Here is a 12,950-nt window from a genome sequence, read left to right as displayed (position 1 = left end):
CGGCGCCCGCTTTTCATGGGCCCGAGATCCCCTGGAGACCCCGCGCACACGTGCGCGCCCCCTGCCCGGACGGGGGCAGGGGGCGCGCGAGCTCGGTGCGGGGGGGTCAGGCGGCCGCGGCGACCGCGACCTTCTCGTCCTTCTCGCCGACCTCGACCAGGTCGTCGATCGGGGACGACGAGGCGTTCTCGTAGGCGGTGTGGTCGAGGATCTTCTCCCGGGCGGAGACGATCACCGGGATCAGAGCCTGCCCCGCCACGTTGGTGGCCGTGCGCATCATGTCCAGGATCGGGTCGATCGCCATCAGGAGGCCGACGCCCTCCAGGGGGAGGCCCAGGGTGGAGAGGGTCAGGGTGAGCATGACCGTCGCGCCGGTGAGGCCGGCGGTGGCCGCCGAGCCGATGACCGAGACGAAGGCGATCAGCAGGTAGTCGCCGATGCCGAGCTGCACGTCGAAGATCTGCGCGATGAAGATCGCGGCGAGCGCCGGGTAGATCGCGGCGCAGCCGTCCATCTTGGTGGTGGCGCCGAACGGGACGGCGAAGGAGGCGTACTCCTTCGGGACGCCGAGGCGCTCGGTGACCTTCTGGGTGACCGGCATGGTGCCGACCGAGGAGCGGGAGACGAAGGCCAGCTGGATGGCCGGCCAGGCGCCCTTGAAGAACTGGAGCGGGTTGACCTTGGCGACCGTGGCGAGCAGCGTCGGGTAGACGACGAAGAGGACCAGGGCGCAGCCGATGTAGATGTCGGCGGTGAAGGTCGCGTACTTGCCGATGAGGTCCCAGCCGTAGTCGGCGATGGCGAAGCCGATGAGGCCGACGGTGCCGAGCGGGGCGAGGCGGATGACCCACCACAGGGCCTTCTGGAGGAGCTCCAGGACCGACTCGGAGAGGGTGAGGATCGGCTTGGCGCGGTCGCCGAGCTTGAGGGCGGCGATGCCGGCGACGGCGGCCATGAAGACGATCTGGAGGACGTTCAGCTCGGTGAAGGGCGTGATGACGTCCGTCGGGATGATGCCGGTGAGGAAGTCGATCCAGGAGCCCTCGCGCTTCGGCAGCTTGCCGTCCTGCGGGGTGAGGCCGGTGCCGGCGCCCGGGTTGGTGATCAGGCCGATGGCGAGGCCGATGCCGACCGCGATCAGCGAGGTGATCATGAACCAGAGGAGCGTGCGGGTGGCGAGCCGGGCGGCGTTGTTCACCTTCCGCAGGTTGGTGATCGAGACCAGGATCGCGAAGAAGACGAGCGGCGCGACGGCCAGCTTGAGCAGCTGGACGAAGATGTCGCCGACCTGGCCGAGGGTCTCCTTGAGCCAGGAGACGTCCTGGCTGCGGGCGATCCAGCCGAGCAGGGCGCCGAGGGCCAGACCGGCGATGATCTGGGCCCAGAAGGGGACCTTGGGTATTCGGGACGAGGGCTTGGACTCGTTCTCGGTCGCGGAGGCGGACGCGGACACAGGCACACTCCACAGGTGCGTATCGGGCAATACGGGACGGGGGTGCGGCACACACGCGCTCGGGCGCGGGCCGCTGCATGATGCCGGATCAGAAGGCGCGGCAACAGACCGCGGACATACAGCGGCAGAGATCGACGTGCAGGCGCGCCACGAGCGGGGTGCTCGCGGCATCGGAGGGGCGCACTGTCGTCATCACGTCCAACACGTTAACACTTGAACTTTGAGAACCTCAAAGCCATTCTTTGGGACCCGGAAAGGCCCGTACGCCTCCGAAACGCAGAACACCCCAGGCCGGAGCCTTGGAAGGCTCTGCCCGGGGTGGATGTCTGTGAGGAAGCTTACGCAGCCCTTATGCGGCTACAGCGCGTCCTCCTGGGACCGGTTCGAGTCCAGCCGGCCCTTCGCGCGCTCGACCTTCGCCACGACCTCGGCGCTCGCCTCGTCCCGCACCTTGCGCAGGAGGACGAAGCTCAGCGGGGCGGAGACGAGGATGGCGAGGACGAGGACCCAGAGCAGGTTCGAGTCGCCCAGGCCGCGCGGCAGCACGCCGACGTAGACGAGACCCCACAGGGCGAGGAAGCACCCGGCGAAGATCCCGAGCCGCATCAGCGTGTAGCGGAGCATGTCAGTCCACTCTTCCGTTCCGAAAGATCCCAAAGTTCCCCTGAGGGACGAGCGCTCTCCAGTGAAGCACGCGGCGACGGCGGCTCCGGGACCGGGCCTCTTGAGCACGACCGGAGTAATAGATAACCTTCCCCCATGACCCTTACCTTTGAGGTGGACCCGGCAGTCGACCCCGCTCTGCGCGACGGCGTGCTCTCCCTCTGGGCCGACGTCTCCAACGCGGGCGGCGCCGTCGGCTTCGTACCCCCCGTGACCCCCGACGAGATCCGCCCCGCACTCCTCAAGCACCTCGTCGCGATGACCGAGGGCGGCACCCGCCTGCTCGTCGGCCGGGACGAGGACGGCAGGGTCGCCGCCACCGCCTTCTTCACCTTCAACAAGCACCGGCTGATGACCCACTGGGTGTGGCTGTACACCGTGATGGTCCACCCCCGGCACCAGGGCAAGGGGTACGGCCGCGACCTCATGGCGGCGGTCGAGCACACCGCCCGTACCGCCGAGGGCTTCGAGGAGGTCGAGGCGATCCGGCTGACCTGTCGCGGCGGCACCGGGGTCGACGGCTTCTACGCCAAGTCCGGCTACAAGGAGGTCGGCCGCGTCCCCGACGCGATCCGGGTCGCCCCCGGGGACGACCGCGACGACATCATCATGCTGCTGCCGCTGAAGTGAGCACGAGAAAGGGCCGGCGAGGATGCCCCGCCGGCCCTTTCCGCCATCGGCTCAGAACCGCATCGACTGCGGCGACTCGCGCCGCTCCGCGTCCGGACCCGGGTACTCGCGGATGATCTCGTACCGCGTGTTCCGCTCGACCGGCCGGAAGCCCGCGTCCCGGATCAGTTCGAGCAGGTCCTCGCGGCCCAGCTTGTTCGGCGTGCCGTAGTTGTCGGCGTCGTGCGTGATCTTGTACTCGACGACCGAGCCGTCCATGTCGTCGGCGCCGTGCTGGAGCGCCAGCTGCGCGGTCTGGACGCCGTGCATGACCCAGAAGACCTTGACGTGCGGCACGTTGTCGAAGAGCAGCCGGGAGACCGCGAAGGTCTTCAGGGCCTCGGCGCCGGTCGCCATCGTCGTGCGCGCCTGGAGCTTGTTGCGGACCTTGCCGTCCTGCATGTCGACGAAGTCGTGCTGGTAGCGCAGCGGGATGAAGACCTGGAAGCCGCCGGTCTCGTCCTGGAGCTCACGGAGCCGCAGCACGTGGTCCACGCGGTGGCGCGGCTCCTCGATGTGCCCGTAGAGCATCGTGGACGGGGTCTTCAGACCCTTCTCGTGCGCGAGGCGGTGGATCCGGGACCAGTCCTCCCAGTGGGTCTTGTGGTCCACGATGTGCTGGCGGACCTCCCAGTCGAAGATCTCGGCGCCGCCGCCGGTCAGCGACTCCAGGCCGGCCTCGATCAGCTCGTCGAGGATCTCGGAGGCCGAGAGGCCGGAGATCGTCTCGAAGTGGTGGATCTCGGTGGCCGTGAACGCCTTGAGGGAGACGTTCGGCAGGGCCTTCTTGAGCTCGGAGAGGGAGCGCGGGTAGTAGCGCCAGGGCAGGTTGGGGTGGAGCCCGTTGACGATGTGGAGCTCGGTGAGGTTCTCGTTCTCCATCGCCTTCGCGAGGCGCACGGCCTCCTCGATGCGCATGGTGTACGCGTCCTTCTCGCCCGGCTTGCGCTGGAAGGAGCAGTAGGCGCAGGAGGCGGTGCAGACGTTGGTCATGTTCAGATGCCGGTTGACATTGAAGTGGACCACGTCGCCGTTCTTGCGGGTCCGGACCTCGTGGGCCAGACCGCCGAGCCAGGCGAGGTCGTCGGACTCGTACAGGGCGATGCCGTCCTCACGGCTCAGCCGCTCACCGTCCCGGACCTTCTGCTCCAGCTCACGCTTGAGCCCCGCGTCCATACGGCCGCCTCCCTTTGTCTCCGAAATCAAGCTCTGCTCACCGTACTCTCAGCTCTCTTCAGGCAGCTCCCCGACCCGGTTCTCCCACTTGGTGGAGAGCACGATCGTCGTACGGGTGCGGGAGACGCCCTTGGTGCCGGAGAGCCGGCGGATCGTCTTCTCCAGTCCGTCGACGTCGTTGGCGCGCACCTTGAGCATGAAGGAGTCGTCGCCGGCGATGAACCAGCAGTCCTCGATCTCGGCGAGGTCCTTGAGCCGGCGGGCTACGTCCTCGTGGTCGGCGGCGTCCGAGAGGGAGATGCCGATGAGGGCGGTCACGCCGAGGCCGAGCGAGGCGGCGTCGACGGTGGCGCGGTAGCCGGTGATGACTCCGGCGGCCTCGAGTCGGTTGATGCGGTCGGTGACGGAGGGGCCGGAGAGCCCGACGAGCCGGCCGAGCTCGGCGTACGAGGCGCGGCCGTTCTCGCGCAGAGCCTGGATGAGCTGCCTGTCCACGGCGTCCATAGGTATGAAGCCTTCCATTGTCCAGCGATACCGCGAGTTTAGGTATAGAATCTAAGGTACACAGGGGCGACACCCTGTGAATCTTTCAGCAGATCAAAGACGATCTTTCAGGAGTGGTGTTCACCGTGTACACGATCGAGATGGCCTACGCACGCATGCGCGAGCTGCAGGACCTGGCCAACCGCTCGCGTGCCCACCAGCCGACCGCCGCCTCGAAGCGCGCCGCGAAGAAGCGCGCCAAGAAGCGCTAATCAGACGAGAGGGCTCCACCGAGCTCTCCCTCCCACCGGCGGTACAGCTGGTGCGGCACTCCCGCCGCGTCCAGTACCCGCCCGGCGACGAAGTCCACCAGATCCTGGATGTGCGTCGCCCCCGCGTAGAACGCCGGAGAGGCGGGCAACACCACGGCGCCCGCCTCGTCCAGCGCCACCATGTGCTTGAGCGTCTGTCCGTTCAGCGGGGTCTCCCGCACCGCGACCACCAGCGGACGCCGCTCCTTCAGCGTCACGCTCGCGACCCGCTGCAGCAGGTCCTTCGAGAGCCCGAGCGCCACTCCCGCCACCGCCGCGGTCGAGGCCGGCACCACCAGCATCCCCTTCGCCGGGTACGAACCGGAGGACGGCCCCGCGGCCAGGTCCCCGGCCGCCCAGTACCGCACGTCGCCGAGCCGGTCCGCCACGTCGAACGTGTCCGGCTTCCCGTCGGCGCCCCGCGCCAGCCAGGCCGCCAGGTCCTCGCGCCAGTGCGCGTCCCGGAAGGCGATCCCCGTCTCGTCGAGCAGCGTCAGCCGCGAGGCCCGCGACACGACGAGGTCGACGCTCTCCCCCGCGTCCAGCAGCCCCCTCAGCACGGCGGCGGCGTACGGCGTACCCGACGCCCCGGAAACCCCCACGATCCAGGGGATGCGCTTGCCGTCGTTCATGCCGTCGAGCCTATCCGCCGGGCCTACGGCGTGAGCCCGCGGACCAGCAGGTCGAGCAGCGCGCACACGAAGAGGCTGATCCCGATGAAGCCGTTCGTCGTGAAGAACGCCCTGTTCAGCCGGGACAGGTCGTGCGGCTTCACGATCGTGTGCTCGTAGCAGAAGGCGACGACCACGATCACCAGACCGACCCAGAAGAAGAGGCCCGCGTCCGTCGCCAGGGCGTACCAGACGAGGAGCCCGGTCGTCACGACCGCCGAGGCGCGGGCGCCCCACAGCGCGGCCGGCACGCCGAAGCGGGCCGGCACCGACATGACGCCGTGCGCCCGGTCCGCCCGCACGTCCTGGCAGGCGAAGATCAGGTCGAAGCCGCCGATCCAGATGCCGACCGCGAGGCCCAGGATGACCGCGTCCCAGGACCACTCCCCGGTCACGGCGAGCCAGGCGCCGATCGGCCCGATGGACTGGGCGAGGCCCAGGATCGCGTGCGGGAAGTTCGTGAACCTCTTCCCGTACGGATAGACGACCATCGGGATGACGGCGAGCGGCGCGAGCGCCAGGCACAGCGGGTTCAGCAGGGCGGCGGCGCCGAGGAAGACGACGACGGCGATCCCCGCCCCGGTCCACGCCGAGCGCACGGACACCGCACCGGTCACGATCTCCCGGTTCGCCGTCCGCGGATTACGCGCGTCGATCTCGCGGTCGATGATCCGGTTGCAGGCCATGGCGAAGGTCCGCAGGCCCACCATGCAGACGGTGACGAGGAAGAGCGTCCACCAGTGGATGTTCCGGTCGAGCTGGAACATCGCCGTGAGCGAGGCGATGTAGGCGAAGGGCAGCGCGAAGACCGAGTGCTCGATCATCACGAGCCGCAGGAACGCCTTGGTACGCCCCGGCTGGGCGCCGGGCACGGCCGCGGTGGTCACAGCCCGTACTCCTTCCAGCGGCGGTCCACCAGGGCCGCCGTCGCCGGGTCCGACTCCACCATGTCCGGCCAGCCGCCGTCCCGGGTGTAGCCCTCCTCGGGCAGCTTCTTCGTCGCGTCGATACCGGCCTTGCCGCCCCAGAACTGCTGGTACGAGGCATGGTCCAGGTGGTCCACCGGGCCCTCGACGACCGTCAGGTCCCGGGCGTAGTCGGTGTTCCCGAGCGCCCGCCAGGACACCTCGTGCAGATCGTGCACGTCGCAGTCCTTGTCGATCACGATGATCAGCTTGGTCAGCGACATCATGTGCGCGCCCCAGATGGCGTGCATGACCTTCTGCGCGTGCTTCGGGTACTTCTTGTCGATCGAGACGATCGCGCAGTTGTGGAAGCCGCCCGACTCCGGCAGGTGGTAGTCCACGATGTCCGGCACGATGATCTTGAGGAGCGGCAGGAAGAACCGCTCCGTGGCCCGCCCGAGCGGCCCGTCCTCGGTCGGCGGCCGGCCGACGACGATCGACTGGAGCAGCGGACGCTTCCGCATCGTGATGCAGTCGATCTTCAGGGCCGGGAAGGGCTCCTGCGGGGTGTAGAAACCGGTGTGGTCGCCGAAGGGACCCTCCGGCAGCATCTCGCCGGGCTCCAGCCAGCCCTCGACGACGACCTCTGCCTGCGCCGGGACCTGGAGCGGGACCGTCTTGCAGTCGACCATCTCGATCCGCTTGCCCTGCACGAAGCCGGCGAAGAGGTACTCGTCGATGTCACCGGGCAGCGGGGCGGTCGAGGCGTACGTGACGGCCGGCGGGCAGCCGAAGGCGATCGCGACCGGCAGCCGCTCGCCGCGCTCGGCGGCGACCGCGTAGTGGTTGCGGCTGTCCTTGTGGATCTGCCAGTGCATGCCGATGGTGCGCTTGTCGTGCCGCTGGAGCCGGTAGAGCCCCAGGTTCCGCACACCGGTCTCGGGGTGCTTGGTGTGGGTGAGGCCCAGGTTGAAGAAGGAGCCGCCGTCCTTCGGCCAGGTGAAGAGCGCGGGCAGGAGGTCGAGGTCGACGTCGTCCCCGGTGAGGACGACCTCCTGCACCGGAGCGTCCTTCACCTTCTTCGGCGGCACGTGGACCATCGAGCCCAGCTTCCCGAAGGCCTCGCGGACCCCGACGAAGCCGTGCGGCAGCTCCGGCTTGAGGAGCCCGCCGATCTTCTCGCTGATCTCGCCGTACGACTTCAGGCCGAGGGCCTTGAGCAGGCGCCGGTCGGTCCCGAAGACGTTCATGGCGAGCGGCATGGCGGAACCCTTGACGTTCTCGAAGAGAAGCGCGGGACCCCCTGCCTTGTTCACCCGGTCGACGATCTCCCCGACCTCCAGGTACGGGTCGACTTCGGCCTTGATGCGCTTGAGGTCGCCTTCGCGCTCCAGTGCCCTGAGCAGCGAGCGGAGATCGTCGTAAGCCATAGGGGTCAGTATCGGTCACGGGCTAGGCTTGACCTGTCACCGGGGCCGCCGCAACCGGCCCCGCCGCTGCTTCCAGGGGGCTGCACCACATGCTCAGGGCGTTGATGTTCATCCTGCCGCTGGCGCTGTTGATCTACGCCTTCATCAACTGCCTGATCACCCCCGAGGACGAGGTCCGGCACCTGCCGAAGGTGGTGTGGGTGATCGTGATCCTCCTCTTCCCGTTCGTCGGGTCCATCGGCTGGCTCGTCGCCGGAAAGACGCGCGGCGCGCCCGCCGGAGGCGGTACTCCCTCCGAGTGGCACCGCAACCACCGGCACGCATGGGTGGCCCCGGACGACAACCCGGAGTTCCTCAAGTCCCTCCGCGAGGAGAACAAGAAGGACGAGAACCTCCTCAAGGACTGGGAGGCGGACCTGCGCCGCCGCGAGGAGGAACTGAAGCGGCGCGAGCAGGGCGAGGACAAGGGCGAGAACTGATGGAGCTACGGCTCCTGGCGACCTTCGAGAAGGTGGCCGACGTCCTCTCCTTCACCCGGGCGGCGGCGGAACTCGGCTACGCCCAGTCGAGCGTCACCGCCCAGATCCGATCGCTGGAGTCCTCCCTCGGGGTGGAACTCTTCGAACGCCTCGGCTCCCGGATCCGCCTGACCGAGGCGGGGGAACGCCTCCTGCCGTACGCCCGCCGGCTGGCGGAACTGGCCGAGGAGGCGCGTACGGCGGTGGCGGCCACGGAGGAGCCCGCGGGCCCGATCGCGGTCGGCACGATGGAGTCGTTGACCTCCTACCGCCTCCCGGCGCTCCTGGAGTACTTCCACCACCGCTACCCGAAGGTGCGGCTGACGCTGCGCCCCACGCTCGGCGACGAGACCCGGCAGGCGCTGCGGCAGGGCACGTACGACGTGGGCTTCCTGATGGAGCCGGAGACCGCGCACGAGGGCCTGGAGTCGGAGGTCCTCGCGCCGGAGCCGCTGGTCCTGGTGGCGGCCCCGAACCATCCCCTGGCCGGCCGTACGGCCCTGACGAGTGCGGACCTGGCGGAGGCGCGGCTGGTGGGGACGGAGCCGGGCTGCCCGTACCGCGACCTGTTCGAGGCGGAGCTGCGGGAGTGGGCGCCGCCGTTCATGGAGTTCGGCACGATCGAGGCGACGAAGCGGGGCGTGGCGGCGGGCCTGGGGGTGGCGCTGCTGCCGAGGGTGACGGTCGAGGAGGAGCTGGCGGCCGGGGTCCTGGTGCCGCTGTCCTGGGAGGCCCCGTTCACCCTGTTCACGCAGCTCGCGTGGCGGCGGGGGAAGCGGCTTCCGGCGCATGTGCGGCTGTTCGTGGAGCAGGCGCGGCGGCTGGTGTCCGAGCAGCGAGGGTGACCTTGAGGCTGGCCAGCACGATCAGCGGAACGCCGAGCGCCTGGACGAGCCCGATGTGATGCCCGTACACCGCCCAGTCGACGCCCATGGCGACGGCGGGGTAGGTGAAGGCGAGGACGGCGATCTTGCTGGTGGGGAGCTTGGCGTAGGCGGCGTACATGAGCACGTACATCAGCCCGGTGTGGATGAACCCGAGCCCGACGAGCCAGCCCCAGCCGCCCCCGCCGACTCCCCCGAAGTCGACGAAGGGCAGCAGCAGGGGCATCCCGACGAGCACCTGGACGAGGGCGATCAGATGGGGCCGCACGCCGGTGACGCGCTTGGTGACGAAGGTGGCGAGGGCGTAGAGGACGGCGGCGGCGAGGGCGAACCCGAGCCCGGCGAGGGAGCCGGTGTCACCGGGCCGCACACCGGACACGAGCACGAGCCCGCCGAACGCGAGGGCGAGCCATCCGAGCTTGGCCCGGGAGATCCGCTCCTTCAGGAGGACGGCCCCGAGGAGCACGAGGAAGAACGGCTGGGTGTGGTAGACGACGGTGGCGAGGGAGATGGAGGTCGCCGCGTAGGCCTCGAAGAGGAACACCCAGTTGAAGACGATGAACACCCCGCCGAGCGCCGCGAGGCCCAGCTTCCTCGCGGTGAAACCGTGCCCGGTGAAGAAGCCCCGGACGAGGCTGTAGGCGCCGAGGGCGACGGCCCCGAAGAGGCAGCGGTAGAACACCACCTCGAAGGGCGAGGCGCCGGACTCGACGACGAAGACGCCGAGGGTGCCGGAGAGCACCATGGCGAGGGTCAGTTCAAGGGTTCCCCTGGTCTCGTTTCTCATGGGAACGACGCTACGAACGGAGCCCGGGACGGGTCCACGGGCCAGTGGGGCGTCCTGCCGATGGGCCCGATCGCGGGAGCCGATGGAGGCCCGGAATACCGGCGGGCGGACCGGAGTTGGCACCGGGACACCCTTGGAGACTGACACCGGAGCAGACATGACGACCCCCGACGCCGCACATGACAAGGACCGCTCGTTCCTCTTCGTCCTCGGCAGCTCCCGCGCCGACGGCAACTCCGAGATCCTGGCCCGCGCGGCCGCCGCGCACCTGCCCCCGGACGTCCCGCAGCACTGGGTGGACCTGAACGGGCTCGCCCTGCGGGACTTCCAGGACGGCCGGCACGAGACCGCCGGCCGGCAGGCGGACGAGGTGGAGGAGGAGCTGCTGCGGGCCACGGTGGAGGCCACCGACATCGTGATCGTCTCGCCCCTGTACTGGTACAGCCTCTCCGCGCAGACCAAGCGCTATCTGGACTACTGGTCGGGCTGGCTGAACGTGCCCGGCTCGGACTTCAAGGAGCGCATGGCGGGCCGGACGCTCTGGGGAGTGACGGCGATGGCCCACGACGAGCACGAGGTCGCGGACGGCCTGGTGACGACCCTGAACCACTCGGCGGCCTACCTTCGGATGCACTTCGGCGGAGTACTGAAGGGAAGCGCCTCCCGCCCCGGCCAGATACGCGAGGACGAGCAGGCCCTGATCCACGCGAAGACCTTCTTCCAGACCGAGGCCCCCCTCGCCCGCTTCCCCTACGAGGAGGAGTCCGACGCGGTCGCGTGAGGCCGGCTCCCCGGCGGGGAAGGCTCCCCGTATGGATCTGGAACTGGCGCGGCGGTGGCTCGGGACCGCCCTCGACGAAGCCCGGGCCGGGCTTGGTGAGGGTGGGATTCCGATCGGGGCCGCGCTGTACGGGGCCGATGGGGTGCTGCTGGGGCGCGGGCACAATCGGCGCGTGCAGGACGGGGACCCGTCCGCGCACGCCGAGACCGCCGCCTTCCGGGACGCCGGCCGGCAGCGCTCGTACCGGGGGACGACGATGGTCACGACCCTGTCGCCCTGCTGGTACTGCTCCGGGCTCGTGCGGCAGTTCGGGATCTCCCGGGTGGTCGTCGGGGAGGCCGAGACCTTCCACGGCGGGCACGAGTGGCTCGCGGAGCACGGGGTCGAGGTCGTCGTGCTCGGTGATCCCGAGTGCGTCGAGCTGATGCGGACCTTCATCGAGAAGAACCCGGCGCTGTGGAGCGAGGACATCGGAGATGAGTGAAGCCGACCTGCCGGTCATCGACCTCGGCCGCGATCCGGCGCCGCAACTGCCCGCCGTCGACCGTGCCCTGCGCGAGGCCGGGTTCCTGCTCGTCACCGGGCATGGTGTGGATGCCGGGCTGCGGGCGGAGATCCGGGACGTCGCCCGGCGGTTCTTCCATCTGCCCGCCGCCGTCAAGGAGTCGTACGCCGTCCGGGTCGGCGGGCGCGGGTGGCTCGGGCCGGGGGCGGAGGCCAACGGGTACGCGGAGGGTACGGCGACCCCGCCCGATCTGAAGGAGTCGCTCTCCTTCGCGGCCGAGGAGCCGACCGGGGATCCCGCCGTGGACGCGGAGTGGTTCCTGCCCAATACGTGGCCCGCGGAGGTTCCCGAGCTCAAGCCGCTCGTCGAGAGCTACCTCGTCGCCATGAAGGCGCTTTCCGACCGGGTGCTCGATCTGCTCGGTGTCGCGCTCGGCGAGGAGCGGGACTTCTTCACCCGGCACACCGGGCATCCCACCTTCGGTTTCAACGTGAACTGGTATCCGGGGCGGGAGCGGACCGGTGATCCGGAGCCGGGACAGTTCCGCATCGGACCGCACACGGACTTCGGCACGGTCACCGTCCTCGACCGGGAGGCGGGGAAGGGCGGTCTTCAGGTGTTCACCGATGCCGGGGGCTGGCAGGACGCTCCGTACGATCCCGCCGCGTTCACCGTCAACATCGGTGATCTGATGGCGGGCTGGACGGGAGGGCGGTGGCGTTCGGGGCGGCACCGGGTGCTGCCGCCGCCGGCGGACGCGCCCGCCGAGGAGCTGATGTCGCTGGTGTACTTCTACGAGTGCACGCCGGGGACGACCATCCACGGCATCGAGTCGCACCGCTATCTGCGGGCCCAGCTGGATGCCATCGCCGCCGACTGACGTGCCCGGACTGACGTGTCCCGGGCTGACATGCCCCGGGCCTACTGCCAGCCGAAGTCGTCGGTGCCGGTGCCCGTGCCGGTGCCGGTGGCGGTCTGTGCCGACGCGGAGATCTGGACCGGCTGGTCCTGGGCGGCCTCCGCGGCCACCGAGGGGAGCAGGAGGGCGGCGACGGCGCAGACGAGAACCGCGGTGGTCCGGGCGATACGGGTGCTGGTCATGGGAGGAACCTTTCGGGGGGCACGGCGTAGGGATCGGGTCCGGCCTCGTACCCCGCGGTGGTGCGGGCCGGTGGTCGCCTCCGGAGCTCCTCGCCCCTTCGGCACGTCCTACTCTGCTCGTCCGGCCGGGCCCCCGGTAGGCCTGCCGGGTGGCCCCAAGAGTCCATGGCCCAATGGGGCCAGGAAGGCCGCTTCCGCCCTCCGCAGCGACCAGCCCGTGAAGCCCGGGTGCCGGGTCAGCAGCCGCTCGCAGAGCGCCGCCGCCCGGGCCTCGGCCTGGGCCAGCGAGTCCGCGAGGAGATAGACCCCGAGGACGGGGCCGCGGGGCCCGTGCGCATGGGCGCTGACGTGCTCGACGCCCTCCTCGGGGCGGGCGAGGCCCAGGGCTTTGGTGGCGGCGTCGCAGGGCATCAACATTCCTGCGGGTGAGGCGAGTTGGGCGTGGATCAGGTACATGGGATCCAGGGTGTCAAGCCGGGAGGTAATCCACGACAACTCCCGATGGACCCTTCCAGCCTTGGACGGAAACGGCCAACCTGCCCACCGGTCCGCCAAGATCACGGACGTCGTGCGACGATCCCTGTGATCAACCATCGTGCGAGGGGGGGCCTCC

The 12,950-nt window shown here is 69.6% G+C and carries 17 protein-coding genes; 7 read left to right on the top strand and 10 right to left on the bottom strand.

What is annotated here, in order from left to right; genetic code table 11:
• Positions 1-106: 106 nt before the first annotated feature.
• Both ACWGN5_RS19425 and ACWGN5_RS19420 read right to left on the bottom strand, forming a co-directional pair.
• Positions 107-1,453: a dicarboxylate/amino acid:cation symporter gene (locus tag ACWGN5_RS19425; RefSeq protein WP_453516609.1), complete on the bottom strand. Its 1,347-nt coding sequence runs from the start codon at positions 1,451-1,453 to the stop codon at positions 107-109.
• Positions 1,454-1,810: 357 nt separating this feature from the next.
• Positions 1,811-2,077 carry a DUF4229 domain-containing protein gene (locus ACWGN5_RS19420; protein ID WP_453516606.1) on the bottom strand — a complete coding sequence of 89 codons (267 nt, stop codon included), beginning with the start codon at positions 2,075-2,077 and terminating at the stop codon, positions 1,811-1,813.
• Between the two features lie 135 nt (positions 2,078-2,212).
• On the opposite strand from ACWGN5_RS19420, the gene ACWGN5_RS19415 reads away from it, so the two are divergent.
• On the top strand, positions 2,213-2,746 hold the full coding sequence (locus ACWGN5_RS19415) for an N-acetyltransferase family protein (RefSeq protein WP_453516603.1): 534 nt from the start codon (positions 2,213-2,215) through the stop codon (positions 2,744-2,746).
• A gap of 51 nt (positions 2,747-2,797) precedes the next feature.
• Here ACWGN5_RS19415 and mqnE read toward each other — a convergent pair whose 3' ends face one another.
• Both mqnE and ACWGN5_RS19405 read right to left on the bottom strand, forming a co-directional pair.
• On the bottom strand, positions 2,798-3,961 hold the full coding sequence (gene mqnE, locus ACWGN5_RS19410) for an aminofutalosine synthase MqnE (RefSeq protein WP_453516600.1): 1,164 nt from the start codon (positions 3,959-3,961) through the stop codon (positions 2,798-2,800).
• Positions 3,962-4,009: 48 nt separating this feature from the next.
• The gene (locus tag ACWGN5_RS19405) at positions 4,010-4,465 is read right to left on the bottom strand and encodes an Lrp/AsnC family transcriptional regulator (protein WP_453516597.1); all 456 of its coding nucleotides are present in this window, start codon (positions 4,463-4,465) and stop codon (positions 4,010-4,012) included.
• A 113-nt stretch (positions 4,466-4,578) separates the two neighbouring features.
• Between ACWGN5_RS19405 and ACWGN5_RS19400 the strand changes: the two genes are divergently transcribed.
• Entirely contained in the window at positions 4,579-4,716 is a 138-nt protein-coding gene (locus tag ACWGN5_RS19400) for a hypothetical protein (RefSeq protein ID WP_189806327.1), read from the top strand.
• On the opposite strand, the gene ACWGN5_RS19395 is transcribed toward ACWGN5_RS19400, so the two are convergent.
• Genes ACWGN5_RS19395 through ACWGN5_RS19385 form a run of 3 tightly spaced genes read right to left on the bottom strand, consistent with a single transcriptional unit; the run spans position 4,713 to position 7,761 of the window.
• Positions 4,713-5,387 (bottom strand): UbiX family flavin prenyltransferase, encoded by a 675-nt coding sequence (locus ACWGN5_RS19395; protein WP_453516593.1) that lies wholly within the window; start codon positions 5,385-5,387, stop codon positions 4,713-4,715. The genes ACWGN5_RS19400 and ACWGN5_RS19395 overlap by 4 nt on opposite strands.
• Positions 5,388-5,410: 23 nt before the next feature.
• Positions 5,411-6,313, bottom strand: a complete 903-nt coding sequence (mqnP, locus tag ACWGN5_RS19390; protein ID WP_453516591.1) for a menaquinone biosynthesis prenyltransferase MqnP — start codon at positions 6,311-6,313, stop codon at positions 5,411-5,413.
• On the bottom strand, positions 6,310-7,761 hold the full coding sequence (locus ACWGN5_RS19385) for a menaquinone biosynthesis decarboxylase (protein ID WP_453516589.1): 1,452 nt from the start codon (positions 7,759-7,761) through the stop codon (positions 6,310-6,312). Before ACWGN5_RS19385 ends, mqnP begins: the two co-directional genes overlap by 4 nt.
• Before the next feature lie 89 nt (positions 7,762-7,850).
• Here ACWGN5_RS19385 and ACWGN5_RS19380 point away from each other — a divergent pair, with 89 nt between their 5' ends.
• Positions 7,851-8,240 (top strand): PLD nuclease N-terminal domain-containing protein, encoded by a 390-nt coding sequence (locus ACWGN5_RS19380; RefSeq protein WP_453516587.1) that lies wholly within the window; start codon positions 7,851-7,853, stop codon positions 8,238-8,240.
• Complete coding sequence (locus ACWGN5_RS19375; RefSeq protein ID WP_453516584.1) at positions 8,240-9,124, top strand: LysR family transcriptional regulator; 885 nt, start codon at positions 8,240-8,242, stop codon at positions 9,122-9,124. The genes ACWGN5_RS19380 and ACWGN5_RS19375 overlap by 1 nt, the downstream gene beginning before the upstream one ends.
• Here ACWGN5_RS19375 and ACWGN5_RS19370 read toward each other — a convergent pair.
• Positions 9,027-9,950, bottom strand: coding sequence for a DMT family transporter (locus tag ACWGN5_RS19370; protein WP_453516581.1), 924 nt, complete (start codon positions 9,948-9,950; stop codon positions 9,027-9,029). The genes ACWGN5_RS19375 and ACWGN5_RS19370 overlap by 98 nt on opposite strands.
• Before the next feature lie 157 nt (positions 9,951-10,107).
• Here ACWGN5_RS19370 and ACWGN5_RS19365 point away from each other — a divergent pair, with 157 nt between their 5' ends.
• From ACWGN5_RS19365 to ACWGN5_RS19355, 3 genes are read left to right on the top strand one after another with little or no spacing between them, the layout of a single operon-like run.
• Positions 10,108-10,731, top strand: a complete 624-nt coding sequence (locus tag ACWGN5_RS19365) for a flavodoxin family protein (protein ID WP_453516578.1) — start codon at positions 10,108-10,110, stop codon at positions 10,729-10,731.
• 31 nt (positions 10,732-10,762) lie between these two features.
• Complete coding sequence (locus ACWGN5_RS19360; RefSeq protein WP_453516575.1) at positions 10,763-11,215, top strand: nucleoside deaminase; 453 nt, start codon at positions 10,763-10,765, stop codon at positions 11,213-11,215.
• Positions 11,208-12,116 (top strand): isopenicillin N synthase family dioxygenase, encoded by a 909-nt coding sequence (locus ACWGN5_RS19355; RefSeq protein ID WP_453516572.1) that lies wholly within the window; start codon positions 11,208-11,210, stop codon positions 12,114-12,116. The genes ACWGN5_RS19360 and ACWGN5_RS19355 overlap by 8 nt, the downstream gene beginning before the upstream one ends.
• A gap of 41 nt (positions 12,117-12,157) precedes the next feature.
• Here ACWGN5_RS19355 and ACWGN5_RS19350 read toward each other — a convergent pair whose 3' ends face one another.
• Both ACWGN5_RS19350 and ACWGN5_RS19345 read right to left on the bottom strand, forming a co-directional pair.
• The gene (locus ACWGN5_RS19350) at positions 12,158-12,337 is read right to left on the bottom strand and encodes a hypothetical protein (protein ID WP_453516570.1); all 180 of its coding nucleotides are present in this window, start codon (positions 12,335-12,337) and stop codon (positions 12,158-12,160) included.
• Between the two features lie 108 nt (positions 12,338-12,445).
• Positions 12,446-12,793 (bottom strand): hypothetical protein, encoded by a 348-nt coding sequence (locus ACWGN5_RS19345; RefSeq protein WP_453516567.1) that lies wholly within the window; start codon positions 12,791-12,793, stop codon positions 12,446-12,448.
• Positions 12,794-12,950: the final 157 nt, after the last annotated feature.

Source organism: Streptomyces sp. NPDC055815, assembly GCF_053616475.1.
This window is presented reverse-complemented; position numbering and strand designations above follow the sequence as displayed.

What these genes read in the sequence shown, in the direction of transcription:
- ACWGN5_RS19420 (WP_453516606.1), bottom strand. Translation starts at nt 2,077, where the DNA reads ATGCTCCGCTACACGCTGATGCGGCTCGGGATCTTCGCCGGGTGCTTC.
- ACWGN5_RS19415 (WP_453516603.1), top strand. Translation starts at nt 2,213, where the DNA reads ATGACCCTTACCTTTGAGGTGGACCCGGCAGTCGACCCCGCTCTGCGC.
- mqnE (WP_453516600.1), bottom strand. Translation starts at nt 3,961, where the DNA reads ATGGACGCGGGGCTCAAGCGTGAGCTGGAGCAGAAGGTCCGGGACGGT.
- ACWGN5_RS19405 (WP_453516597.1), bottom strand. Translation starts at nt 4,465, where the DNA reads ATGGACGCCGTGGACAGGCAGCTCATCCAGGCTCTGCGCGAGAACGGC.
- ACWGN5_RS19395 (WP_453516593.1), bottom strand. Translation starts at nt 5,387, where the DNA reads ATGAACGACGGCAAGCGCATCCCCTGGATCGTGGGGGTTTCCGGGGCG.
- ACWGN5_RS19385 (WP_453516589.1), bottom strand. Translation starts at nt 7,761, where the DNA reads ATGGCTTACGACGATCTCCGCTCGCTGCTCAGGGCACTGGAGCGCGAA.
- ACWGN5_RS19380 (WP_453516587.1), top strand. Translation starts at nt 7,851, where the DNA reads ATGCTCAGGGCGTTGATGTTCATCCTGCCGCTGGCGCTGTTGATCTAC.
- ACWGN5_RS19375 (WP_453516584.1), top strand. Translation starts at nt 8,240, where the DNA reads ATGGAGCTACGGCTCCTGGCGACCTTCGAGAAGGTGGCCGACGTCCTC.
- ACWGN5_RS19370 (WP_453516581.1), bottom strand. Translation starts at nt 9,950, where the DNA reads ATGAGAAACGAGACCAGGGGAACCCTTGAACTGACCCTCGCCATGGTG.
- ACWGN5_RS19365 (WP_453516578.1), top strand. Translation starts at nt 10,108, where the DNA reads ATGACGACCCCCGACGCCGCACATGACAAGGACCGCTCGTTCCTCTTC.
- ACWGN5_RS19360 (WP_453516575.1), top strand. Translation starts at nt 10,763, where the DNA reads ATGGATCTGGAACTGGCGCGGCGGTGGCTCGGGACCGCCCTCGACGAA.
- ACWGN5_RS19355 (WP_453516572.1), top strand. Translation starts at nt 11,208, where the DNA reads ATGAGTGAAGCCGACCTGCCGGTCATCGACCTCGGCCGCGATCCGGCG.
- ACWGN5_RS19350 (WP_453516570.1), bottom strand. Translation starts at nt 12,337, where the DNA reads ATGACCAGCACCCGTATCGCCCGGACCACCGCGGTTCTCGTCTGCGCC.
- ACWGN5_RS19345 (WP_453516567.1), bottom strand. Translation starts at nt 12,793, where the DNA reads ATGTACCTGATCCACGCCCAACTCGCCTCACCCGCAGGAATGTTGATG.